The sequence below is a fragment of the Bradyrhizobium sp. USDA 4341 genome, from assembly GCF_054063755.1.
In genome coordinates, this window is the sequence record NZ_JBSSGO010000002.1 from 2,715,297 (window position 1) to 2,731,852 (window position 16,556).

17 protein-coding genes and 1 pseudogene are annotated in these 16,556 nt (G+C 59.9%); 9 read left to right on the forward strand and 9 right to left on the reverse strand.

Features of this window, described 5'->3' with window-relative positions:
- The first annotated feature begins 172 nt into the window (after positions 1 to 172).
- Positions 173 to 598 carry a YybH family protein gene (locus ACVIGB_RS18835; protein ID WP_456721510.1) on the forward strand — a complete coding sequence of 142 codons (426 nt, stop codon included), beginning with the start codon at positions 173 to 175 and terminating at the stop codon, positions 596 to 598.
- A 180-nt stretch (positions 599 to 778) separates the two neighbouring features.
- A pseudogene (locus tag ACVIGB_RS18840) lies at positions 779 to 895 on the forward strand (transposase domain-containing protein); the annotation flags it as partial.
- A gap of 71 nt (positions 896 to 966) precedes the next feature.
- Here the strand turns inward: ACVIGB_RS18840 and ACVIGB_RS18845 are convergent.
- Entirely contained in the window at positions 967 to 1,392 is a 426-nt protein-coding gene (locus tag ACVIGB_RS18845) for a DUF2147 domain-containing protein (RefSeq protein WP_456749183.1), read from the reverse strand.
- Positions 1,393 to 1,509: 117 nt separating this feature from the next.
- Positions 1,510 to 2,589 (reverse strand): NADP-dependent oxidoreductase, encoded by a 1,080-nt coding sequence (locus ACVIGB_RS18850; RefSeq protein ID WP_456721509.1) that lies wholly within the window; start codon positions 2,587 to 2,589, stop codon positions 1,510 to 1,512.
- Between the two features lie 17 nt (positions 2,590 to 2,606).
- Here ACVIGB_RS18850 and ACVIGB_RS18855 point away from each other — a divergent pair, with 17 nt between their 5' ends.
- The 3 genes from ACVIGB_RS18855 (at position 2,607) to ACVIGB_RS18865 (ending at position 4,069) form a co-directional block, all read left to right on the forward strand.
- Complete coding sequence (locus ACVIGB_RS18855) at positions 2,607 to 2,720, forward strand: MerR family DNA-binding transcriptional regulator (protein ID WP_456721508.1); 114 nt, start codon at positions 2,607 to 2,609, stop codon at positions 2,718 to 2,720.
- A 31-nt stretch (positions 2,721 to 2,751) separates the two neighbouring features.
- Positions 2,752 to 3,033: a hypothetical protein gene (locus ACVIGB_RS18860; RefSeq protein ID WP_456749375.1), complete on the forward strand. Its 282-nt coding sequence runs from the start codon at positions 2,752 to 2,754 to the stop codon at positions 3,031 to 3,033.
- Between the two features lie 190 nt (positions 3,034 to 3,223).
- Positions 3,224 to 4,069, forward strand: coding sequence for an SDR family NAD(P)-dependent oxidoreductase (locus ACVIGB_RS18865; RefSeq protein ID WP_456721507.1), 846 nt, complete (start codon positions 3,224 to 3,226; stop codon positions 4,067 to 4,069).
- A gap of 335 nt (positions 4,070 to 4,404) precedes the next feature.
- Here the strand turns inward: ACVIGB_RS18865 and ACVIGB_RS18870 are convergent, their stop codons facing one another.
- The 5 genes from ACVIGB_RS18870 to ACVIGB_RS18890 form a co-directional block, all read right to left on the reverse strand.
- Entirely contained in the window at positions 4,405 to 5,631 is a 1,227-nt protein-coding gene (locus tag ACVIGB_RS18870; protein WP_456721506.1) for an amidase, read from the reverse strand.
- Between the two features lie 126 nt (positions 5,632 to 5,757).
- The gene (gene dctA / locus ACVIGB_RS18875) at positions 5,758 to 7,053 is read right to left on the reverse strand and encodes a C4-dicarboxylate transporter DctA (RefSeq protein WP_456721505.1); all 1,296 of its coding nucleotides are present in this window, start codon (positions 7,051 to 7,053) and stop codon (positions 5,758 to 5,760) included.
- Positions 7,054 to 7,119: 66 nt separating this feature from the next.
- On the reverse strand, positions 7,120 to 8,364 hold the full coding sequence (locus tag ACVIGB_RS18880; protein WP_456721504.1) for an NAD(P)/FAD-dependent oxidoreductase: 1,245 nt from the start codon (positions 8,362 to 8,364) through the stop codon (positions 7,120 to 7,122).
- Positions 8,365 to 8,370: 6 nt separating this feature from the next.
- Entirely contained in the window at positions 8,371 to 8,724 is a 354-nt protein-coding gene (locus ACVIGB_RS18885) for a 2Fe-2S iron-sulfur cluster-binding protein (RefSeq protein WP_456721503.1), read from the reverse strand.
- Positions 8,717 to 10,033 (reverse strand): 4Fe-4S dicluster domain-containing protein, encoded by a 1,317-nt coding sequence (locus ACVIGB_RS18890; RefSeq protein ID WP_456721502.1) that lies wholly within the window; start codon positions 10,031 to 10,033, stop codon positions 8,717 to 8,719. The genes ACVIGB_RS18885 and ACVIGB_RS18890 overlap by 8 nt, the downstream gene beginning before the upstream one ends.
- A 129-nt stretch (positions 10,034 to 10,162) precedes the next feature.
- Here ACVIGB_RS18890 and ACVIGB_RS18895 point away from each other — a divergent pair, with 129 nt between their 5' ends.
- Both ACVIGB_RS18895 and ACVIGB_RS18900 read left to right on the forward strand, forming a co-directional pair.
- Positions 10,163 to 11,101: a LysR family transcriptional regulator gene (locus tag ACVIGB_RS18895; RefSeq protein WP_456721501.1), complete on the forward strand. Its 939-nt coding sequence runs from the start codon at positions 10,163 to 10,165 to the stop codon at positions 11,099 to 11,101.
- 268 nt (positions 11,102 to 11,369) lie between these two features.
- A complete protein-coding gene (locus ACVIGB_RS18900; RefSeq protein WP_456749184.1) occupies positions 11,370 to 11,663 on the forward strand; it encodes a hypothetical protein in 294 nt (97 codons plus the stop codon).
- A gap of 218 nt (positions 11,664 to 11,881) precedes the next feature.
- Here the strand turns inward: ACVIGB_RS18900 and tenA are convergent, their stop codons facing one another.
- Positions 11,882 to 12,556 (reverse strand): thiaminase II, encoded by a 675-nt coding sequence (gene tenA, locus ACVIGB_RS18905; RefSeq protein ID WP_456721499.1) that lies wholly within the window; start codon positions 12,554 to 12,556, stop codon positions 11,882 to 11,884.
- Positions 12,557 to 12,867: 311 nt separating this feature from the next.
- Entirely contained in the window at positions 12,868 to 13,836 is a 969-nt protein-coding gene (locus ACVIGB_RS18910; protein ID WP_456721498.1) for a c-type cytochrome, read from the reverse strand.
- 699 nt (positions 13,837 to 14,535) lie between these two features.
- On the opposite strand from ACVIGB_RS18910, the gene ACVIGB_RS18915 reads away from it, so the two are divergent.
- Both ACVIGB_RS18915 and ACVIGB_RS18920 read left to right on the forward strand, forming a co-directional pair.
- Positions 14,536 to 15,021 (forward strand): universal stress protein, encoded by a 486-nt coding sequence (locus ACVIGB_RS18915; protein WP_456721497.1) that lies wholly within the window; start codon positions 14,536 to 14,538, stop codon positions 15,019 to 15,021.
- A gap of 476 nt (positions 15,022 to 15,497) precedes the next feature.
- On the forward strand, positions 15,498 to 16,025 hold the full coding sequence (locus ACVIGB_RS18920; RefSeq protein WP_456749376.1) for a tyrosine-type recombinase/integrase: 528 nt from the start codon (positions 15,498 to 15,500) through the stop codon (positions 16,023 to 16,025).
- The last annotated feature ends 531 nt before the right edge of the window (positions 16,026 to 16,556 follow it).

Sequence of the window (16,556 nt, forward strand, 5' to 3'; positions counted from 1 at the left end):
GCCACTCTCGTCGCTCCTACCCTACTTGGCAAGCTGGGCGAGGCGCTGTGTTGCTGCGGTTCGTCAATGTTATTGACGGTAATTCCCCGGAATTGCCGTCGCTCCAAACGCGGTCTGGGATGCGGCATTCAACGCATCCACTTCGACGTCAAGATCAGGATGGGAGATAATCATGCGCAGCGAAGCACTAGTGATTGCATTCGTGATCACGTTGACCGCACCGGCTTCGGCTCAGAAGGCCGAGATTGAAGCGATTAACACGAAATGGATTGAATTGTTCAACAAGGGCGACTTCTCCGGGATTGCGTCGCTCTACAGCACTGATGCGACCGCTTTCCCACCCGGCTCTGCGATGGTACACGGCCAAGCGGCCATCGAGGCAATGTGGAAAGGCATGGCGGAACAAGTTGGCGATCCGAAGCTCACAACCATTGACGTTAAGCCGCTTGGCCCCTCCGCGGCACGCGAGATCGGGACCTTCGTCCTGAAGACTAAGGGAGCGACACCGCAGGAAGTGACTGGAAAGTATGTCGTGGTTTGGGAAAAGGTCGGAAATGACTGGAAGCTCACCACCGACATCTGGAACGAGGGCAAATAGGCATCACTCGTTCTTAGGTCCGCTTTGCGCCAGAAGCGGTCGATCGTAACAAGGCGTCGTTGAGCGGCCATTTGGCTTTTGTCGCCAACGACAGGATGCCGTGCCAAATGGCTGCGCAGATCTGTTGAAGCACTCGTCGCCATCTACGCGATCGAGAACGAAATCACGATGAGGCTCTTACCGGCAGGGTACCTCACCAACGTCCTGACCAGAATCGTCAACGGTCATCTGAACCGCGACATCGACCAACTCCTTCCTTGGGCCTATCGCGAGCAATCCCTCAAAGCGGTGGCCTGAGGACGACGCTTACCATGAGTCCTTGGGCTTCGTCAGATCGCTGGCGATAAGACACATTCCAGTGACTGAAATTATTGGGAATGGACCCAAGTTTGGGTTCTACAAAAGACCCCCATCACGCATCCAGTTACTGACAGCGAGTTTTTTCCTGTGACTACAAGCCGTCCGGAATAGCTCTTTCCGTCTCTCGGGTTGTAAAGTTGGCCTTCAAAACCATTTGCCGTCGGAGTTGGCGCCTGAAGGATCATCAGGCCTTCTAGCGGTCGTGTCCTTAATCTCAGATCCGGGTTGTTTGTATCGACGGCACCTTTTGTGGCGTTGACGATAGATCCACAGTACCCGCGGCTACAGCGACTGATACGAACGGTCGAGCCCTGATCCTGCGTCAGCCAGATACCAGACAGATCACCGTTTGTTTGAGCGTTCGCGTTGCTAGATGTCGCAATTCCGATAGTCAGCGCCAGACAAGCTGCCGCCATGCTTGAGACAAGTCCCATGAGTCTACTCCTTCCTCTTCCACGAGTTCGAGCGCCGACGTGCGGGCGGACCGGGCGTCGACGTTGTAGGCGCGCTGACGGGCATCGATCATCCCAGCGTCCATTCTAAATGGACGCTTATGGTCGAGAGGACGAAGTTCGTTGGACGACGACGACCTTCCCTTTGGCGCGACCGGTCTCAACGTAAGCGAGGGCCTCGGCGATTTTGGCGAAGGGATAGGTTTTGTCGATGATGACCCGAAGGTGGCCTTGTTCGATCAGGTCCGCGAGCAGAGCCAGATCGCTCCCGCTCGGATGCATGAATAGGAATCTGTAGCCGACGCCCGCGCGCCGTGCCCGCTGCCTGACGCCGTAGCTTATGGCCCAGAAGGCTACGGCCAGAATCCAGCGACCGCCGAGATCCTGCCGCGCGGTCTGCGGCTCCGGAACGGCGGCGACCGAGACGATCTTGGTCCTGGGCTTCATGATCTTGAACATCCGGTCCAAGGTCTCGCCCCCGATCAGATCAAAGCCCGCGTCGAAATCCTTTCCGAACCTGGAGAGGTCGTCGCTCGTATAGTCGATCACGTCATCAGCCCCGAGCGAGCGCACCAAGGCCTCTCCCCGCTTCGAAGCAGTTGTCGTCACATGGGCGCCCAGCCATTTGGCGATCTGGATCGCGAACGTGCCGACGCCGCCGGCACCGCCCGAAATGAAGACCTTCTGCCCCGGCTTCACGCCGAGTTCATCCCTCAAGGCCTGGAGCGCGGTCAGCGCCGCAAGGGGCACGCCTGCTGCTTCCTCGAAATCCATATTTGAGGGTATACGGGCGGCGCAGTCTTCACCGACAGAAGCCTGTTCTGCGAAGGCGCCCAGCCGATCCTTCTCGATCCGGGCGAACACCCGATCGCCGGCGGAGAACCGTGTGACCTCATCGCCGACAGCGACCACCTCGCCTGCAAACTCATTGCCGAGCACCTGGGGAAGCTTCAGCCGATAAACGGGCCGCAGCTTTCCTTGCCGAAATCCGATGTCCACCGGATTCAGACCCGCCGCGCGCACGTTGACGAGGATGTCACGCGGCCGAAGCTTCGGTTCTGGGAACTCCATCAACGCCGAGCCTTCCGGGCCGCCGTATCGCGTGAGGACGTACGCAAGCATTCGTTTTTCGCTCCTGGACTGCCTCGTCCGTAACATTTTAGTTAGGTTGAGGGTCAAGCGGCATTGGAGAAATCATGCAAATCGGAGTACTGGCCAAACGCACCGGGCTCACCGCGTCCCGGATTCGCTTCTCCGAAGCCCAAGGCCTGATCAGCGTCGACCGGCGGGCCAACGGCTATCGGATCTAATTCGCCCGCTGCGCTCGTAGCGCTGAACATCATCACCAGCGCCCAAGACGCCGGCTTCACCCTCGAAGAAATTCGCCGCCTCATGCCCGGTGACCTGTCCGGCGGCTACGATGGAGCTTTGCTCGACGCCCTGCGGAAAAAGGTCGACGGCATCAGCGCGATGGGAAAGCGCCTGGCGCGGGCGCGATTGCAGATCGAGGCCTTGATCGCTGATGTTGAGAACAGGCCTGAGGGGTTGACCTGTGAAGCGAACATCGACCGCGTTCTGAAGCAGCTCAAGGACCCGCAGCGGACGCAGGCCCTGGACAGGTGACGGATTACGTTAGACCGGCATGGTCGGCGCCGCGAATGTCGATCGCACGTTTTCCGATTTGGCCGATTTCGCCATTACCGCTTGACCCTCAACCACGCTTAAAGGTTAGGGCTGTGGCGATCAGTGTTCACACCGCAGGCTGCGCGGCGGAACGAACAAGCCAGGGACGAACATGTCTAAGACAGTTGTGGTGACCGGCGCGTCGACCGGTATCGGCTTTGCGACCAGCGTGGCCCTAGCCAAAGCGGGCTACGACGTCTTCGCTGGGGTGCGCTCAGAGGCCGCGAGCGAGCCGCTGCGCAAGGCCTCGGCCTCGACGCGGGGCAAGATCACCCCCATCACCCTGGAGGTCACCGATGCGGCCTCCGTCGCCGCCGCGGCCGCGCAGGTGAAGGCGGCGCTCGGCGGCGAATCGCTGTTCGGCCTGGTCAACAACGCCGGCATCGGCCTGGGCGGACCCTTGCTCTATCAGCCGATCAACGAAATCCAGCAGGTGTTCGATGTCAATGTCATCGGTCTGCTGCGCGTAACCCAGGCCTTCGCCCCGCTGCTGGCGGCGACGCCGACCAGCCAGACGCGGCCCGGCCGAGTGATCAACATGAGCTCGATGGCCGGCAAGTTCGGCGCGCCCTTCGTCGGCGCCTACGTCGGCTCCAAACACGCGGTGGAGGGGCTGTCGGAGTCGCTGCGGCGCGAGCTGATGGTGTTCGGGATCGACGTGATCATCATCGGCCCGGGGGCGGTGGTCACCGCCATCTGGGACAAGGCCGAGGCCACCGATATCGGCTATCTCGCGGGCACCGCCTACGAGGGGCCGGCGAAACGGGTCAACGATTATTTCATTAAGAGCGGCCGCCAAGGACTGAAGCCCGAACGGCTGGGCGCCGTGGTCCTCATGGCGCTGACCGTCGACAAGCCGAAGACCCGCTACGCCGTGGTCAAGAACGCCCTGTTCAACTGGACCCTGCCGCGGCTGCTGCCCAACCGGGCGGTGGACCGCATCTTCGCGAGGAAGCTGGGTCTGACGCCTCAATAAGCCCAGCGCGGTTCGTCAACGCGTCGACCACGATCGCGCCCTCCGATCAAAGCGGCCGGACCATCGCCCACCTGCCGGCCCGGGCCCTGCGTCTCCCGGACGAATCGGTAGTTTCCGCCGAACAGGTTCACGGCACGGCATACAGGCTCGCGCAGCCATAGTCGGTGTGTATGGCAAGGCATCCCGACCGAACCACACGATGGTGCTGCGCCTGATGACATGATCGACTGTGAATCGTAGTCGCCGCTGCATGCCAATGAGTTCAATGATGTCGACGGGATCGTTGTCGAATAGCGCCACCCTACCCCGAGGTCACAGCCCTCCGGGGAGCGCGATCACGTCCACTCCAAATCCAAAGCTGCGAACTTCGCAGCGATTCGGTGCGCCAGCGCGAGTAGCTGACGATCAGTGCCAGGAGGTGTGATCAACGAAAGTCCATGTGGTGCATGGGACATGCGCAAGAACGGAAGCGTTACCTGAGGACATCCACCAAGGCCCGCCACACAAAGAAGACGCATGGCGTGCCGCCGATAGGCCTCAAGCGTTTCCACTGAAGCGGACCGCAGCGGGGCTGCACCGGGAACGGTGGGAACCACAATCACTTGTGTCCGCCGCCAGGTTCGCTCCAGTTGGCGGCGAATCTCGTCGCGCAGAGCCGCTGCGGCCGAGACCTGCTCAGCGGTCACGCTTCGAGCGACTTTCATCCTCTCCGCAATACCGGGTCCGAGCGCGGGTGTTGCGGTCTCCAGCCAGTCCTTCAGCTGCGCCCAGACCTCCGCCAGTTGCAATGTCCGGAACGTCTCGAACCAGAGGTCGAGCCCCTGTTCGCTCACTTCTCCGTCCTCAAGCCGGATGTCTGGGGACACGAGACCGGCAATCTGAACGCGGTGCGATGGGTCACACACCTCCGGAATACTCCAGGCCTCGATATCCCAGTGGATTACCAATGATTCAAGACCGAGTTGGTCCGGCGGCAACAACACGTCTCCCACTCGTTCGAGTATCCCAGGCTTGCGCGCGAACCATCCGACTACGTCGAAGGAGGGCGCAAGTGCGCAGACCCCAGTAGTCGACACTACGCCATGGGTGGGGCGAAAGCCGAACAGACCGCAGAAGCTCGCGGGAGCACGGATGGAGCCAGCCGTATCCGTTCCCAGCGCGAAGTCGCAGAGCCCTGCGGCGACAGCCGCTGCCGACCCGCAGGATGAGCCTCCGGTCAGGCGATCGGGCGAAGCGCTGTTGAGCGGGGCGCCATAATGGTGATTGACGCCGCTGAGACTGAAGGCCAGCTCGTCCGAGATGGTCTTACCCACCACGCGCGCACCGCGAGAGAGCACACGCTCGACGGCCCAGGCATGCGCTGTTGCCGGCGGATGGGTTCGCGCCCAGACAGGATTGCCGAAGCCCGTTGTCGCTCCCGCAATATCGAAGACGTCTTTGACGCCACAGGTGAGGCCATCCAACGGTCCCGAGCCTGTGGGATCTATATGAAGACGAACTCCTGGCATGAAAGCGCCGACGGGATCATCCCTACGAGGACGGGGTGGCGTGATAGGAGACATAATCAATCCTGCTGGAGGCTAACAACTCGATGCGCAGCGCGTTTCGTGGCGGGCTTGTTTTTGGGCCGATCAGATCCGGAATCGAAGCCCCCGGAACTCTGAAAGCGACGACTCGGTGACCGGCGCTTACTCCTCCGCCGATAGGGCCTGCATCATGGCCTTGTCGTCCAGTTCTCCTTGCCAACGCGACACGACGAGCGTTGCGAGCGCATTGCCGATGGTATTGGTTACCGCGCGGGCCTCGTTCATGAAGCGGTCGACCCCAAGAAGTAGCGCGAGCCCGGCGACAGGAAGCGCGTGAGTCGTGGCCAGCGTGGCCGCAAGAGCGATGAAAGCGGCTCCGGCCACACCTGCGGATCCTTTGGATGTCACAAGCATGACGGCAAGCAGGCCGACCTGATCTGTCAGCGATAGACTGGTGTTCGTCGCTTGCGATATGAACAACGCCGCAAGGCTCAGATAGATCGCACTGCCGTCCGGGTTGAAGGTGATGCCCGCAGGCATCACCAGCCCGACGATAGGCTTGGGACATCCCGCGCGCTCCAGCTTCTCCATGAGCTGCGGCAGCACGCTCTCAGATGAGCACGTGCCGAGAACGATGGCGATTTCGGCACGGATATAGTGCAGGAATTTGAGCATCGGTACACGAGCAATGCGCGCCACCGCTCCGAGTACAAACACGACGAAGCACGCCGCCGTTAGATACATGCAGGCAACAAGCAGTGCGAGATTGACAACGGAACTGATCCCGTATTTCCCGATCGTAAAGGCAAGGGCGCCAAACGCGCCAATCGGAGCGAGCCGCATGACAATGCGCATCACGCCGAAAAACCCATGAAGTGCGCTGTCCATCGCATCGACGGCGGACTGAGCGAATTTTCCGCTCAGAGAAAGTCCGACACCAAAGAGGACGGCAAAAATCAGGACTGGTAATATTTCTCCCTTGGACATGGCCCAAAGAATATTTTCAGGCACCAGTGTGAAGATCGTGTCGGCAAGTGTCGTAGAGCTTTTCTGAAATGTAGCGATTGATGCGGTATCAATCTTGGAGACGTCAACATTGAATCCTGCGCCAGGCTGGACGAGATTGCCGACGATTAGCCCAATCGCCAGAGCCATCGTCGAGATTACTTCGAAATAGAGGATCGTCTTAATTCCAACCGCACCGAGCCTTTTGATGTCGGTCATTCGGGCAACACCGACGGTGATGGTCAGAAAAATGATCGGGATAAGCACCATCTTGACGCAGCGAATGAAGAAATCGCCCAATACCTTCATTTCCGCGCCAAGTGCTGGGAGATACCATCCTAGCCCTATGCCGAATATCGCAGCGATAACGACCTGGAAATAGATGGAACTCCAAACACGCGCCGGACTCCTCTTTGGCGCCATGCCCAGACCTTCGCTCAGAGAAATGGACATGTCTTGTTCCTCGGTTGTCTGGAAGATTTGAAGGGATCGGTCGGCCTTTCAGGCCTTTCGGAAATTTCAATTATTTGCGGTCTGCGAAGGCGCTCGGAGAAGAGAGGCCAGGTCGAACTTGGGATCTTCGGCCTGTTGAGGCCGAACCGGAACACTTGCGCCCAAGAGGCGCCGGGCGATCACGTGCTCTGCTGGAAAATTCAATGTTTCGACGCTAGCGAGCAGATCATTCTGAAAGGAAAATATCGAGAAGGATCGGTCATTTTTGAAGCGCCGCACCACCCGGTCGGCGCATTGCGGGACAAGCCCAACGATCTGCAGCTTGTCATCCGCCTGATCACTCCAGAACCAGGGAACAGCGGAATATGAAGCCCTAACCCCGGAAAGGCGTCTGGCGACATACTTGGCCTGATCGGCCGAATTCTGAACAGAGGTGAGCACGATAGCTTGGGAGGCGTCGCAACGTGGAAATTGCGCGCAATCTCCGATCGCGCTAATTCGCTGATCGGATGTCAGAAGATCATGATCGACCATGATTCCGCTGTCCGTCTGAAGACCAGCTTGTTTCGCAAGCTCGATTCTCGGGGTGACTCCGACAGCTTCGACCACGAGATCGGCATCGATCTGCACGCCGTTGGACAGGGTGAGAACAAAGGATGACGAAACAGGGGACCGGATCCCGATCACGCCGACATCGAGGATGATCTTGACGCCGCGCGACTGATGTCGATGCTCCAGATAACGGGATACGTCGCGCGACGCCGCCCGTTCAAGCACTCTTGCGGCCCGATCGACGACCGTAACCTGTTTGCCAAGGGCCACCGCCGCAGCGGCGAACTCCATTCCGATGAAGCCGGCACCGATGATGGCCACGCGACGTGCGTTCGGCAGCGCGCCGCGCAGACGCTCGGCAGAGTGCAGATCATTGAGATGGGCTAGGGACAGGCCTCCTGCCACAGCAAGCCGGTTCGGCTCGGCACCGACGGCGAGAATGATATGCTCATACCGAAGCTCCTTCCCTCCGTCCAAATACAGCGTCTGGCCGGCCCGATCGATTTCTCTCACCCGTCCGCGGATCACATCGATCCCGGCGTTGGCGAATGCATTCGGCGAACGCAGAGGTGCCGCCGTGCCGTGCTGCAGGAAGGATTTCGAGAGAGGTGGGCGCTGGTAGGGCAACGTCTCTTCGCCATTGATCAGTGTGATCGGGCCGTCCTGCCCCCCTAAGCGAAGCGCAAATGCTGCCTCGGTGCCGGCATGGCCGGCGCCAACAATAACGATACCTCCGGACGACTGCGGATCGACGCTCATTTCGGACTAGAACTGTGTTGCAGGGATTTCGACGAACGACCCAGACAGGTCGGGCGTGATGGCAATCTGGCAGGCCAGCCGGCTATCGGACCTGCGCTCCGCCGCCACTACCTCGAGCATGCTGCTTTCAGCTTCCGAGGCACCCGGCAGAACGGCAGTCGCAGGCGCCGAGAGGTAGACATGGCAAGTGCCGCAGGAAAGCGCGCCGCCGCACTCGGCCTCGATCCCCGGAATCGCATGATTGCGTGCAACGGCCATCAGGGTCTCGCCGATCTCGGCTTCGCACTCGCGCTGTGTCCCCTGCGGCGTCCTGAAAACAATCCGTGCCATGGTCGTCCTGTGCGTTTGGTTGTCAGACAACTTCTTGGACCGCTCCCTGGAGCGGTCGTGACCCGAGCATGTCAGCGAGAAACGCGCTGCGGGCTTCATCCGCATTGAGTCCGTGTTCAGCCAAAAGTGGCGCGCAGCTTTCCAGCGCGTCTTCTACGGAGGCAGCAAGTGCCAGCTTCTTGTAGGTGTCCTCGACGCGGATGCCGATGCTTTCGCCGATGATCTCGACCGCGTTGACGATTTCGAACGAAACGCCGTTTTCGAACTTGCAGAGTTCGCGCTGGCAGCCGTGAAAGATGGTTGCCAGCGTGGTGACGCCGGCGCGCGCCGCCGCCTCGAATTCCGTCACCCGTAGGTTTTCCTTGAACTTCGGCGTTACTGTCAGATAGGTGGACATCAGCCCGGCCCGCGGCACGTCGAGGTGCACGAGTTCGACGCCCGAAATCTCGCTCAACAACCGCTCGACGGAGCGCACAACGTCGGGTCTTCCGGGACGCTCGTTGATGGCGATCCGCTTACTCATGTCATGCTTCATGAGCGGCTTCAGCCGGTCGAGATGGCGTTCAAGGAAGACATAGAACGGCGTCATGTCGAGATCATCGCGCCCGGTCATGAGCTGGTGCGCGGGCAGGATGATGTGTTCGAACTGCGACTGGCAGCTCGGACACCATGTCAAATTGGTGGTAGCCTGCTTGGCCTCGATCTGGCTCAGCGCCGCCATGCCGGCCCGTCCGGCGGTTTCGCCGTCGCCCGCGCGAAACTGGTTGATGCCGCAGCAGGCGCTCGAACCGCCGATGATCTCACAGGAGAAACCCATCGCCTGCATGATCTCGACACACAACAGGACAATGTGCGGCGTCTTGCCGACGTTGCAGCCGATATAGAAAGCGATGTCGGGCTTATCCTCGTCGGTGGTGGGCTTGAATTCCGGCTGTAGCCGGGCGACCTCGTGCCGATCCAGTTGCAGCCTGGATATGATCCTCAGCGACTTTGCGACCCCGCGGAAAGAGGCGGCGGCGTTTTTGCGGACCGCGTCGCCATCACGGCGGCGAACATTCGTGTAATTCGCCATCTTCACAAGGAAGAGCGGGTCCACCCCGTAGTCGCAGGCTTCGCGGCAGTACCCGCTGCTCGAGCAGGCTCCGGCCCAACGTTGCGCAGCTTCGTTGCCTTCGCCGCCGCGTATCAGGTCGATAATGCCGCCGAGTACATGCTTTGGGTCAGCCTCGGAGAGGCCGATGGCCCCCTTCATTGGGCAAACCTCGAAACACTTGCCACAGCCGACACAAGCGGAGGCTACATCCTGCACGCGCGCGTTGAGCGTCTCGAGAAAATCCATTCGCCGGCTCCTTCGAGCGTATCGGCCCGATTGGTCGACTATGGAGTGGCGCGCTGTGCGTGCGGAATTGCCAAAGCTCAAATGAGGATATAAAAGATGCTTATGCCTACGCGAAAAGATGCGCGGGGGATGCGGCTCGGACGCTCGCTGAAGCTGCGTGACCTCCACACCCTGACGGTCGTGGCTGAGCTCGGCAGCATGGCCAAGGCAGCGGCGTTTCTGTCGATTACGCAGCCGGCGGTTTCGCAGGCGATCGCGGACCTGGAACGTTTTGCGGGCGTTCGTCTGCTCGACCGAAGCCCTCGGGGCGTCGTGCTCACGGTTGCGGGAGAAGCGATGGTTGCGCGCGGGCGTCAGGCGCTTGACACGCTTGACCTCGGCATGCGCGACATCGCGTTCCTGACAGAGAGCGGTCGCGGCGTCGTGCGAGTAGGGGCCGACATGGCCTTCATCGCCGGCGGCTTGATGGCCGACATCATTATCCATCTGCGCAGCCGCTATCCTGGGATATCCGTGCATGTCTTCGAGACCAGCATGCGCGTTTCGGCGCCGGAATACCGAGAGCTTCTCGAGCGCGGCATCGATATCCTGCTCGGTCGGCGCTCACACGAAAACATCGATAGCGAATTGCTCGTCGAGCACCTGATGGAGGAGAAGCTCAAGGTCGTGACGAACTCAACTCATCCGTTGGCGGCGCGGAAGCGGATCGACTGGGCAGACCTGACGGGGGAGACCTGGATCCTGGCGGCCACCGACAGCATGGCCCGTATCACCCTAGAGGATGAATTCAGGCAGCGTGGCCTAAAGGTGCCGGATGCAGCGATAGCGACTTATTCCATGCAACTGCGCCAGCAACTCCTCACGACAGGAGAGTATCTCACCGTCATGACGGAATACTCCTTTCGCCATGGTGCCGACCGGTGGGGCCTGTACGCGCTGCCGCTCGAATGCTCACAACGCCTTCCAGTCGTCATTCAAAGGCTCAAGCACCGCTCGTCAACGCCCGTGGTCGAGAGGTTCCTACGGTCGGCACGCGCCGTTATCCTCGAAACGGTACGAAAACGGTGAGACTCGCACAGTCTGCCCAAAAACGTGGCGAAAGGTGCAAACCGTTTATCCGAGCTGCTTCCTCTAAAATGGTCATCGGATGTCCGTCGAAAGACTATCCTTGTCGCAGCCTGCAAGTGCTGCGCTTGAAATAGGCAGAAAGCTGGCTCGACACCATGTGCCTACTAGATCACATCCAGTAGGAATGACGACATAACATCTCGGCTTGTCGTGCTGTCCTATCCAATATCACAACAAGCCCACGGGACAGCCCGCGTCTGGCGATGGGTTGCTGGTGGAATTTGCCAGCGTCGTGGATAGGGTCGATGATCCATTCGCCTTGGACGAACAACGTAAATCTCAATCGGAACGGATCGGCAAGTCGAGCCCGAAAACTGCGGAGCGCGCGTCTGCCGCAATTGCATCGCGCTTTAATGGCGAAGTTGATGAGCGAGGTCATGAGGTGCTGCGCAATTTGGCGGGCCTCGAATACCATTCCGAGCCTATTGGTACAGATCCTTGGAGATGGAACGGCGACCAGCGCATGACTAACGCGAGCTCGCCGGCTTGCGCGATTTCCTGACGGCGTTGCGATCAATGGGCGCCACTGCCGCCACAGAGATCGAGGGACGCAGCGTTGAAGAGTGGATCGCACGGGGAAGGGTGGCAGCAATGGGCCGATGCAACAGCTAACAGTGTCGATAGCGTGTTCAGGCGGATCACCGCCCAAAGGATCGCCGGGCAGGATCGAATCCCGGATAGGATTTAGTCTTATGACCTAAAGGTTATGAGCCTGACGGGTTACTCATCACGCTGGCCCGCGCGCCAGCCCATCTCCCAGAAGTCTGCCTCGAGTCGGGTGGCTTCCTTGAAGATCGCAATCAGCTCTGCCTCGCGGGCCGGCGTGGCGTAGAGATCAGCGAGATGCTCCAGGTGCGCTCGCGCTTTCGCCGCGACCTCCTGGTACGCCGCGCCGGCGTACTCGGCGATCCAAACGCGATAGGGGTTTGTCCCAGCGTGCGCATCGGGTCGCGAGGCGAGCCGCGTTGCGATCTCCGCGTACCCGATCACGCAGGGGGCAAGCGCCACCTTAAGTGCCAGCAGATCGCCGCGCATTCCTGCGTCAAGCACGTAGCGTGTATAGGCCAGCATCTCGACCGCCGGAGGTGTTTGTTCAAGGTCGCTCAGGGATAGACCCCAACCGGCACAGAGTTTCACATGCAGGTTCATCTCGACATCAAGGATGGCCGAAAGGCCGGCCGCTGCTTCACGCATGTCGGCAAGTTTAGGTGACTTGTAGACCGAGAGCGCGTAGGCGCGAGCAAACTCGATGAGGAACAGATAGTCCTGAACGAGGTAGTGGCGAAACCCCGCTTCGGCGAGCGAACCGTCTGCCAACCCTTCCGTGAAGGGGTGCTCGGTGTAGGCCCGCCACTCGGCTGATGCTGCTTCCGTGAGTCGCTCGAAGAAGGTCATGATCTTTCGCAGGGTTTGCTTTTCAATAAGGGTCTTTGGCTCGCTACCCCGTCATAAGCAGACCTCTCAGGTCAAGAACAATGTCCGCTCTTCACCTCAACATGGGACATTCTTCAAGGCAGCGGTTACGTCAGGTTTGTGCCAGAACCGGACCTCATACGTCCTTCGATGAAGAGAGCGATGCGACGCGAGCCTCAGGCTCGCCTACGGCCGGCGCCTCCTATGCCTACTCAAAGCACATTTAGGGAGTTGGGCCCGACGCTCCTGAGCATGACCTTGTCCCGGATGGCGTGGCGCGGTTTCGTGCCCGCTCACGGATCGCGAGATGCGAGGTACGCGACAATCGCGAGAAGGTCCTGCTCGTCGAGATTGGCCACAACCTGAGCCATCAACGAGCTCCATTCTCCCGTTCGAGCGCCACGCTGGAAGTCATAGAGCTGCCTGAACATGTAGCTCGGTGAACGACCAGCAATGCTTGGCAACGGTCCAAGTCCTTTTAGGTCCGCGCCATGGCACAACACGCATTGGATCGTTTTGCCCGCCCCACCTTTCATGACTAGCGCCTCGCCTTTGGCGAGGCTTCCGATTGGTGCATACGCTGTGAAGGTCGATCGAGGGTCGCGGCTTTCGAAGCTGAGCAGATCGTCCGGGACCTCCACGATCCGCGCTCCGATCGGCTCGCGCTCGCCGGTTTCCACCGCAGCCCAAAGCAGACCCGCCACATAGGTCTTTGGCGCGGTGTCGCTCTCGACCACCTTGATGCGTTTGCGCGGCTGTAAGGCCGAAAAGTAGGCTGCCGCGGCTTCGATTTCGGCGTCAGTGATCGGCTTAGAAAGCTCGATCATTAGCTTTGGCGGAATTCGCCCGGGGAGGGTTGTACCACGCGCCCCGCTCTTGTAGTCGGCCATCTGCTGGATGATGTAGCTCTTCGGCAGCCCTGCAAGGTCCGCGTTTTCCGGACCACCAGGCCCGGTGGCACGGTGACAATATCCGCATGCGAACACACCGGGTTTGCGGCCATTCGCGACGATGTCTGGCAGCGCGCCGTGGTCGTCGGGGTGCCAAACCGGCGCAATGAAACGATCACGCAACTGGCTCCAGGTATAGCCGGCCGTGCTGCCTGGCACGCGAACTGGCTTTCCGTCATCGACGGGAGGCTTGTAGGCGGGATTGTTCGGCGTATAGGCCCAACCGGGAGGACCGTCTGCGGCGGTTGCCATCCGTATCGCGAGCAAGCCACAAACGATCACAGACGAGAGCAGCGCGGGAACAATCCTCATTTTCAGTTCCCCGAGTGTCCGAGCCGGCAGCTATGGGGAGCTTGCCTCACCCGTGAACTCCGGGCAAGTGCCCGCGACTGTCAACGAACTCAAAATGACTGAAGCCGCCCAAGCAAACCCGGGCCGCCGCGTGTGCCCCGCCGAAGCCATTCAGCCGCGACGTTTGATCTCGGCGTTGCCGTGAAGCCCCGCTGGATTCGACGCGACCAGGGTCATTCATGACGCGAAAGTCGGTACCGTTTACTACCCCCTATTTGTCGCGCGGCGCGCGGGCTGACCGGAGCGCATGGATCCACGTGCGCTTGCGGCTTGAGCGTGCGCGACAATCGCTTCGGTGGCCTGGAGCGCATCAGCACGCAGGTCCTGTTGGATATCCTGGAGGTACCACAGCGGGAGCGTACCGCCGGCGCATACCGGCACCTTGCCAAGGTGATGGCTGAACTCGGCTGGACCGCAGAGTGCGTTCGCGACTTCAGCGGGGCGGCTACAAGAGCAGGTTCGGGGCTATGTCCGGGACGGTCGCGCCGTTTCATAAGTTGGCCAAGCACGGCGACCAAGGTGTACCCTACTGGGGTCACCCTCCACGCGCTTCTTACCTGGGACTGTCGCCACGCAGCCCGGTCAATATTGTGATCCGTCTTGGTCTATTAATGCTAGTCTTCACCGGCTGATCTTCGCGGCAATCGATGGGAGCGCCTCATGTACAGGAAGGTTCTTCTCGCTTATGACGGTTCAATCGAAGGACGGCGGGCGTTGCGAGAGGGAGCCAAGCTCGCGCAGCTCTGCCGAGCCGAGGTTTTTCTGCTTGCTGTTGTAGAGCTACCTTCCATCGTGACCCCTGATGCTGGGCTTACCATTCCGATAGACGAACAAACGGCAAATTACAGAGCCATCCTTGCGGAGGGCGTGGAGCGTCTCAAAGCGTTGGGTTTTTCACCTACCGCAAGATTGGAAACGGGAGATCCCGGGCATACAATTGCAGATGTCGCTGAGGAAATGGGAGCGCAACTCGTCGTCGTTGGACATCGCCCGCAAGGGCCACTGGCCCGATGGTGGTTCGGGTCTGTCGGCAGTTACCTGGTCAAGCGTCTCCGCTGCAGTGTCCTGGTCGGTCAAACGGACATCAGCGACGATGAATTTGAGCGGCTGAAGCACCCGGGAAGGCAGCAAGAGTCTAGAGTCTGATGCCATTTTCTTTCTCCGATCTCGCTCAGGCAGGGTCCTGACCGTTTCACGTCGAATTCAAGCATGCATTTGAGGCGTTCAAGTATGGACAACCCGAGGCATATCCGTTACGCGCGGGTTGTTTCGCAAAGACGCTTCAAATGCGAGCAACGATAAACCCACATCACGATTGGACAACCGTTCTCTTCTGCGGAGATGACGCGCTGCCTGACAAACACATCTCCAATTTCTAGCGCGTCATTACGCACAAGGAAGCCGCAGCTATGATCACTGGATACGGTCCCTAACCATCGAACGTAAGACCCTTTCGCTGGGTAGCGATTATCTCAGGCGGTCAACCAGACAGTCGCCATCGCGGAAAACGTAGCCTTGGCTGACCACGGCGCGTTAGCCAGAACGCCAAAACCGCCTCGTGCGCGATCCGTCGCCGGGTGAAAGGTGAAATGGTCGACGAGTAGGTTCAGAATGCGCTGACGATTCCCCGCCCCGGCATGGTCAATGAAATGGAGTGGAGCGAGGTCGATTGGGATGCCGAACGCTGGACTATTCCAGCCGCCAAAATGAAGACCGGTTGGGACCATGTCGTGCCTTTGTCGCGGCAGGCGCTCGCAATCCTGCGCATCGTTCAGAAGCTGACTGGCCAACGCCGGTACGCGTTTTCCTGCTCGAAAGACGCACCGCTGTCAAACAACACGCTCAACAAGCGCTTGCGGCTACTTGGCATTGACACCAAGACTGATCATTGTGCCCACGGATTCCGGACCACCTTCTCGACCCTGTCTCACCACGAAGAGATCAAGGACTCCAAGGCATGGGATGGCGATGTCGTCGAGCTGCAGCTCGCGCATCTCGACAGCTCTACTGTGGAAGGTCTCTACAAGAAGCACGGACCGCTCGCGCTGATCGGCTCGCGTACGAAGCTGATGCAGCATTGGGCTGATCGGATCGACTTCTGGCTGGATTCCAAGAAGGTGATGCCGATCAAGGGAGGCGCGCAGGGTTGAGTCACCTATAATCAGGCTGGTTAAGGTTGCCCAGTTCAATCCGTGGCAAGCTCATGTGATAGTCGTCGACGCTAGTGCATCTCGTGCTGGAAGCGAATCGATTTTTAGCGGACCTCGACAATCGCGCTCCTGATCTCGACGACATCACCGGCCGCATTTGAAGCGATGTCAAGGGTAGCGAAGTCTACCGGACGAAAAGCGAGACCCGCGGTGTGCCGCGCATCGACGCGCACCACATCGTCACCGAGTTCGGCTCGACCAATCTGAGGGGTCTTGCATCGAGCATCCGAGGGCCTTCAGACGGCCAATTTACTCGTCTCCTAGATCGAACTGCGTTCCGCAAATGTCGCCGGAGCCCCCAATCGTTTCCGGTGAAAGCGGCGCTGTCGGCTTGGCCGGATCGATACGTGCGTTAAACGGCCAAGAAATGCGCCAAACGCTCCACCTCGGAGTCCGATTCACGGGTGCTCTCGATTAGCACGGAAAGCGCAACCGACCCCGAGCAGAAAATGAAGCTGACGGGCCTGTCGC

What these genes read in the sequence shown, in the direction of transcription:
- ACVIGB_RS18835 (WP_456721510.1), top strand. Translation starts at nt 173, where the DNA reads ATGCGCAGCGAAGCACTAGTGATTGCATTCGTGATCACGTTGACCGCA.
- ACVIGB_RS18845 (WP_456749183.1), bottom strand. Translation starts at nt 1,392, where the DNA reads ATGGGACTTGTCTCAAGCATGGCGGCAGCTTGTCTGGCGCTGACTATC.
- ACVIGB_RS18855 (WP_456721508.1), top strand. Translation starts at nt 2,607, where the DNA reads ATGCAAATCGGAGTACTGGCCAAACGCACCGGGCTCACCGCGTCCCGG.
- ACVIGB_RS18870 (WP_456721506.1), bottom strand. Translation starts at nt 5,631, where the DNA reads ATGTCTCCTATCACGCCACCCCGTCCTCGTAGGGATGATCCCGTCGGC.
- dctA (WP_456721505.1), bottom strand. Translation starts at nt 7,053, where the DNA reads ATGTCCATTTCTCTGAGCGAAGGTCTGGGCATGGCGCCAAAGAGGAGT.
- ACVIGB_RS18880 (WP_456721504.1), bottom strand. Translation starts at nt 8,364, where the DNA reads ATGAGCGTCGATCCGCAGTCGTCCGGAGGTATCGTTATTGTTGGCGCC.
- ACVIGB_RS18890 (WP_456721502.1), bottom strand. Translation starts at nt 10,033, where the DNA reads ATGGATTTTCTCGAGACGCTCAACGCGCGCGTGCAGGATGTAGCCTCC.
- ACVIGB_RS18895 (WP_456721501.1), top strand. Translation starts at nt 10,163, where the DNA reads ATGCGGCTCGGACGCTCGCTGAAGCTGCGTGACCTCCACACCCTGACG.
- tenA (WP_456721499.1), bottom strand. Translation starts at nt 12,556, where the DNA reads ATGACCTTCTTCGAGCGACTCACGGAAGCAGCATCAGCCGAGTGGCGG.
- ACVIGB_RS18910 (WP_456721498.1), bottom strand. Translation starts at nt 13,836, where the DNA reads ATGAGGATTGTTCCCGCGCTGCTCTCGTCTGTGATCGTTTGTGGCTTG.
- ACVIGB_RS18915 (WP_456721497.1), top strand. Translation starts at nt 14,536, where the DNA reads ATGTACAGGAAGGTTCTTCTCGCTTATGACGGTTCAATCGAAGGACGG.